This is a genomic window from Succinatimonas hippei YIT 12066, assembly GCF_000188195.1.
Lineage (GTDB): Bacteria > Pseudomonadota > Gammaproteobacteria > Enterobacterales > Succinivibrionaceae > Succinatimonas > Succinatimonas hippei.
Window position 1 is genome coordinate 1 of the sequence record NZ_GL831073.1, and the last position, 6,659, is coordinate 6,659.

Below are 6,659 nucleotides of genomic sequence, written 5' to 3' on the forward strand. Positions count from 1 at the left end.
TTTGTGAGCCGGATCATTATGCGTTGTCACTATATACAAAAAATTTTACTTGCAACCGGCTAAAAAGCTTAGTTATTAAGTTTTCCTTTTAAATCCTTAAGCACCGCAAAAGGATTTAGCGCTTCTTCAGCGTTTTCGTCTTTATATGTCCATGAAGTACCTTTAACGTCGCACTCATCTTCATTTTCATGGCGAGCGACGGTCGGAAGTTCCAAAAGAAGAGTATCTTCAATAAAAGCATAAAGATTAAACAAGCCGTCTTCATCCAAATCAACGATATCAAGGCGATCTTCAATTTTAAGCTCGGCTGCTTTTTCTTTATCGCTTGTTACGCAAAAAGGAGCAATGATCTTAGTAGAAAAAGGCTTGCCGCAGCGTTCACAAATAAGTTTCAACTTACAGGAGATCTCACCTTCAAGTGTGCAAAGCCCTTGCAGATCTTTATAAAAATGAAGCTTGACTAAAGCCGGCTCTTCAATTTCCTCGCAAGCATCGGACAGACGCGTCATGATTTCATGATTAAGTTTGGTCTCATAAACGGCATCTTGCTCGGAAAGTCGTTCCAAATCAATTTTTTCAGGCAAAGCGCATAAGCTGTTATCTTGTGACATATCTATTACTCTTTAAAAGAATTCTTTACAAATTTAATTTTAAGATATCAAAAAAAACGGATCTTAAGTCTTATGAAAAAAGTTTTATAAGATGCGAAACATCAGGAACGGTAATTTCCGGTTTTAAAACCTTAAATCCGTCACCTGACCATACTCCGCTTTCCACAGCGCAAGAATGAGAACCGGCATTATGATACATTTCAATATCCATACCCGCATCTCCTACGCCCAAAAGCTCGTGAGGCTCTAAAAAAAGCCTCTCTGCAACCGTAAGCATCATCGCCTTATCAGGCTTTGACGGCACCTCATCGCCTGAACATACAGCGTCGACAAAGACATCAAGACCGGTTTCTTCTAAAGTACGGTTAATTCCTGCCGTCGATTTTCCCGAAGCTATACCGATTTTATAATTTTTGTTTTTAAGCAAGGTAAATAATTCGTTAACGCCGTTAAACAGAATATTTTGTCTTAATTTTTCATCTGCCGCATAAAAACTTCGATAAGTAGCGGTTACCGCCTCTCCCAGTGATTTTTTATCTTGAGGCAAAAGAGACGTAAGTCCTTCTAACAGCTTTTTACCGATAATCGACTGGATATCGGCCTGTGGCGGTATCGGCAGAGAATGATGGGAAAAAGTAAGGCGCGTGCATTCGATGATTTGACCTATCGTATCGGCAAGCGTCCCGTCAATGTCAAAAACCACGGCCTTTATTTCGTGTTTGAACAACGAAAACTTTTCCGTATCAATAAGATCACGTCTGCCTTGAGTAAAATGCATAAAAACTCTACACCTTATTATTTAACTAAAAGTCAATCTATTTTTTTAAAATCTCAACGATTTTACGCAGCTCATCAGGCAAAGGTGCTTCGACTTTAAGTAATTTTCCGCTTACCGGATCGGTAAAAGTAATTTTAGCGGCATGTAAAAACATGCGCTTTAAGCCTAATGCCTTAAGCCTGTCGTTAAATTCCTCACTGCCGTATTTGACATCACCGCCGACAGGATGCTTTACGTAAGCACAATGCACGCGAATTTGATGGGTTCTTCCCGTGTGCGGCATAGCGGCCATCAATGTGGCGTCATTAAGTTCTTCTACAATATCAAAACCAGTAGCCGAAGGAGCTCCCGACTTAAAGTTGACCTCAACCATACGCTCGCCTGAGCGTAGCTCATTACGGACAAGAGGAGCTTCAACTAATTTAAGGCGGCGATCCCATTTGCCCGGGACTAAAGTTAAATAACGCTTTTTAATTACGCGAGAGCGAAACTGCTCATGAAGATTGCGCAAAGCCGAACGGCGTTTTGCCACAATAAGACAGCCGGAGGTTTCACGATCAAGGCGATGGGCAAGCTCTAGAAACGAAAACTCAGGACGCAGCGCTCTTAATGCCTCGATTAAACCGAACTCAATGCCGCTGCCGCCGTGAGCTGCAATTCCGGCTGGTTTATCCACCACAATAAGAGCCTCGTTTTCAAAACAAATTCTGTCTTTTAAATTCTGTACGGAATGAAGATTTGCCGACGGAATAATAACCGGAGCCGTAGAGACTCTGACAGGCGGAACGCGGATCTCATCTCCTGCACAAAGCTTATATGAAGGTTCGGCACGTTTTTTATTCACCCTGACTTCACCGCGACGCAGAATACGGTAAATCATGCTGCGCGGAACGCCTTTTAATATACGCAAAAGATAATTATCAAGGCGCTGACCGGCATCATCTGCCGTAACGGTCTTATAACTTACCTTTAAATTCTGTTCTTGTTTGACAATTGACACTTCATTACCTTTAACGAGAAAACATTCACCCTGCGCTAAATTCAATCGACACGCATACGCTTTACTTAAAAAATGTCATAAAATTTTATCATAAATATCTTCAAACTCATCGCAGGGAAAAAACTTACTAAAAACATCTTAATAATCAAAGCAATAATTTCTATTTTTACAATTTCATTTTCACAAATGAATCGCCTTTAGTCCTTGTATAAAACTAAGTCTTATCGCATAATATGCGCAAGAAGGATACGGTAACCTCTGTAGTTCACGGTTCCTCCCTTCATTAGGCAGACAAGTCTGCACAGGACGCCTGTGCGGTCAAAGCTTTTAAGCCATGCGCGCCTTAATTGATTTTGATTAAAGATTTGCTGCGGTTGCATCATGATGACCCCACCATTAGATGGAACGGCGAGTCTTCATGCTGCGTAAATTTACCTTACGGGTAACAAAAAAGTTAATTGTTTGATCTGTCTGAAATATTTTTTAGGCAGCGCTTTTTTATTAATTTTAAAAACCCGCATACCTTAAAAGGATCTTTTCAAGTGAAAAGAATGCTAATCAACGCCACCCAGCAAGAAGAGGTGCGCGTAGCTTTAGTCGACGGTCAGAAGCTGTACGATCTCGACATTGAATCTCCACAGCACGCCAATAAAAAAGCCAATATCTATAAAGGAATAATCACCAGAATCGAACCGAGTCTTGAAGCCGCATTCGTTGATTACGGCATGGAGCGGCACGGTTTCCTTCCTTTAAAAGAAATTGCCCGCGAATACTATCCTCAAGGAACCAACTTCTCCGATCATGCTGCAATGAAAGCCGCACTGCGCGAAGGTCAGGAAGTCATCGTTCAAATTGAAAAAGAAGAGCGCGGTCAAAAAGGCGCAGCGTTAACCACCTATATTTCCCTTGCCGGCAGTTATTTGGTTTTAATGCCCAACAATCCTCGAGCAGGAGGCATCTCTCGCCGTATTGAAGGCGAAGAGCGTGCCGAGCTTAAAGAGGCGCTTGAAGGAATTGACATCCCTCAAGGCATGGGCGTAATCGTTCGCACTGCCGGTGTCGGTAAAAGCTCTGAAGAACTTTCCTGGGATCTGTCCATTCTCACCAAACTTTGGGAAATGATTAAAAAGGCTGCCGGTACTCGTCCTGCTCCTTTCCTTATTCATCAGGAATCTTCTATAGCTTTACGGGCAATCCGCGATTACCTGCGTCCGGATATCGGCGAGATCTTAATTGACGATCGCAACGTATTTGAGCAAATCCGCCACTATGTGGAACTCGTTCGTCCTGAGTTCACGCAGAAAGTTCATCTGTACGCAAGCGATATTCCGCTATTTAGCAAATTCCAGATTGAAAGTCAGATTGAATCTGCCTATCAGCGCGAAGTAAGGCTTCCTTCAGGCGGTGCCATCGTCATCGATCCGACCGAAGCATTGACTTCAATTGACGTCAACTCTGCAAAAGCCACCCGCGGCGGCGATATTGAAGAAACGGCGCTTCAAACTAATATCGAAGCTGCCGAAGAAATTGCCCGTCAGCTGCGTCTTCGCGATATCGGCGGACTTATCGTTATTGACTTTATCGATATGACACCGATAAAGAATCAGCGTGAAATTGAAAACCGCATGCGCGAAGCCGTACGTCAAGACAGAGCTCGCATTCAATTTTCCAGAATTTCCCGCTTCGGTCTTTTAGAACTATCCCGCCAGCGTCTGCGCCCGTCTCTTGAAGAGTCAAGCTCTCACGTCTGCCCTATGTGCCAAGGCCAGGGAACCGTTCGTGACACTTCTTCTTTAGCATTATCAATTTTGCGTCTTATTGAGGAAGAAGCTCACAAAGATCATCAAGGTGATGTTATCGCTATCGCTCCTGTCGAAGTTGCGACTTTCATTTTAAATGAAAAAAGAAAACACGTAAGCGATATTGAAAAGCGTTACAAAATAAAAGTCTCCATTTTGCCCGATCAGCACATGATGCCGGCCCAATATGAAGTTCACCGCATCACGTCCAACGGAAACGGCAACGGTTCTATCAGTACCGATCTGCTTGAGGAAAGAGCTAAGCAGGCTCGTAAAGTCCTGCAGGAATCTGCTGTAGAAAACTCAAGCAATGATACTGAAGAGCAAAATACTTCAGAGCCTGCCATCAATTCGGAAGTAATCACCGAAATGGCTGCAATTCCCAAGCGTCCGGCTCCAAGAGAGACCAAACCAAGACGCAAGGAAGAAACTGCACAAAAATCTTTATTGCAAAAAATCATAGAGTTTTTAAGTAAGCTCTTTTCTTCCGCTCCGGACGAAGAAAAGAAACCTGTTAAAGGACAGCGTAAAGATGATCGTGCTTCCCGCAGCAATTATCGTCGCGGACCTAATACCCGTAACGGCAAGACAGCCGGTACAAGAAGTACAGAAAAGGCTGAAAAACCTACTCGTACCCGTACTGTAGGCAAAGCAGGAGCCGTCCGTAAAAGTGCCGTAAAAGAAGAGACTGTAAAAGAGCCGAAAGTCAAAACCGCACCGCGCCAGGTTAAAAATACCGAGCGTGAAGAGATAAAAACTGCGGATAATGAAAACATCCGCAAGCAGAATCCTCCTCGCCCGCGCCGTGTCGCCTATATTACCGCTGAAGAAAATGAAGCTCGAGAAAAGGAAGCTTTATTAAACAAAAACTCAGCTGCAGAAAAAGGCTATAAACCCATGCCTATCACCTTTATAAGTGAAGGCTCGGGTCAAGGACCTGATGAAGTGATTCCTTTTAACGGCGAAACAAAAGGACGCGAGCTTGATAGCGGAAAAGACTTTGAGCACTCCGTCAAGGCAGGAGGCTTTGCTGCTGCAGCCGTCGTTACTGAAATAGAGGGTATAAGCGAGCCGGATGTCGCCGCTCCTGAGTTTAACGGTGAACATTCATCTCGCGACTATGATAACGGCAATTCTCTTGAAGTAGCAGGTCGTCCGGGCGGTTTTAATGCTGCTACCGCAAGAGCTTTTGAAAGAGCTTCTCTTACAATAAAAGAAACTCAAAAAGAAGTTGCTGTCATAAATGAAAGCAAACCTCAAGAAGCGGTAAAAGAAGAAGCTTCATTAGAAGTGGAAGAGATGATTAAACCTTCTCCTATGCCTAATCCTTATGAGCATAGCGTCAAAGAAGAAGTTAACACACCAAACGATACAGAAGACAAAGCAACGGTTCTACCCGATCCTTACGCTAACAGTCCGCGCGAAAAGATTGATCCGTATGCTCATTCTCCTCGCGAGGTGAAAGAAGAACCCATTTTTGAGGACACCTCATCATCCTCTGAACACAACGCTGAAAATGAGAGCGCTGCTATAAAACCTGTTGAAGGTTATGAGGATAAAGAAAAAACTTTAGAGTAAAACTGATTTTTTCTGATAGTATTTAATTAAGCCGTACCGCAGAAAGTACGGCTTTTTTGTCTCCTAAAAATAGACTTATGCTTTTTCCCGTCTTAATAATTTTCACTGATTATCTTAAAACTGACCAACACAAATTTAATCATAACTATTTATTATTTAAGCAATTTATTTTAGAATAGCTCTTCTTTTCTATACTAAGGAAAAAGCGTGATACAACATAACAATAAAGAGCGCATTCTCAAAAATCGTCTCAATGACAGATTCTTTAAGGCTCTTTTCGGCGTTGAAGGTCATGAAAAATATCTTATTTCTCTTCTAAACTCCCTTTTTGAATCATATGAAAAAGGTCGATCCATTGTCATCAACAAGCTTACATTCCTCAACCGGGAGGTTGATTCCGTTAAGGATGACGGTAAAGCCTGCCGTATGGATATTCTTGCCCAAATAGATGACGGCAGCATTATTGATGTTGAGGTTCAGCTTTTAAACATCAATGACGAAATGACTAAGCGTTCCTTATATTATTTCGGTAAACTTTACACGGAGAGGCTTAAAACCGGAGAAAGCTACCATGTGCTAAGACCGTGCATAATAGTCAACCTGCTTAATTTTAATTTATTTGATGATGTGGATGCCTATCTGACCCGTTATCAGCTGCAAGAGCTTACATATGGTAAAATTTATACGGACGATGCTGATATCTTCACGGTGGAGCTTCCTAAGTGGAAAGAATGGATAAAGAAGCAGAACACGCAGGACATAAAGAATGTCAATCGTTTCTGCAGATGGCTTTCTTATCTGACAAGCAGCGATCCTGAGCTTATACGCAGACTTGCCGTACATGATCGTCTCATACAGGAGGCATTGATGATAGAGAAAAGGTATACAATGGA

5 protein-coding genes are annotated in these 6,659 nt (G+C 42.6%); 2 read left to right on the forward strand and 3 right to left on the reverse strand.

Annotated features, from left to right (window positions below; all coding sequences use genetic code 11):
- Window positions 1–68 precede the first annotated feature (68 nt).
- From HMPREF9444_RS09775 to rluC, 3 genes are all read right to left on the reverse strand, one after another.
- Window positions 69–611 (reverse strand): YceD family protein, encoded by a 543-nt coding sequence (locus HMPREF9444_RS09775; protein ID WP_009144276.1) that lies wholly within the window; start codon window positions 609–611, stop codon window positions 69–71.
- Between the two features lie 70 nt (window positions 612–681).
- Window positions 682–1,389: an HAD family hydrolase gene (locus HMPREF9444_RS09780; RefSeq protein ID WP_009144277.1), complete on the reverse strand. Its 708-nt coding sequence runs from the start codon at window positions 1,387–1,389 to the stop codon at window positions 682–684.
- Between the two features lie 37 nt (window positions 1,390–1,426).
- Entirely contained in the window at window positions 1,427–2,389 is a 963-nt protein-coding gene (rluC, locus tag HMPREF9444_RS09785; protein ID WP_040909531.1) for a 23S rRNA pseudouridine(955/2504/2580) synthase RluC, read from the reverse strand.
- A gap of 542 nt (window positions 2,390–2,931) precedes the next feature.
- Between rluC and rne the strand changes: the two genes are divergently transcribed.
- The gene (gene rne, locus HMPREF9444_RS10860) at window positions 2,932–5,766 is read left to right on the forward strand and encodes a ribonuclease E (protein WP_148514446.1); all 2,835 of its coding nucleotides are present in this window, start codon (window positions 2,932–2,934) and stop codon (window positions 5,764–5,766) included.
- 207 nt (window positions 5,767–5,973) lie between these two features.
- On the forward strand, window positions 5,974–6,659 hold a 686-nt coding region (locus HMPREF9444_RS09795; protein WP_040909532.1), incomplete at its 3' end, for an Rpn family recombination-promoting nuclease/putative transposase.

Bases quoted from the DNA above. Each gene is read 5' to 3' on its own strand.
- HMPREF9444_RS09780 (WP_009144277.1), bottom strand. From the start codon at position 1,389: ATGCATTTTACTCAAGGCAGACGTGATCTTATTGATACGGAAAAGTTT.
- HMPREF9444_RS09775 (WP_009144276.1), bottom strand. From the start codon at position 611: ATGTCACAAGATAACAGCTTATGCGCTTTGCCTGAAAAAATTGATTTG.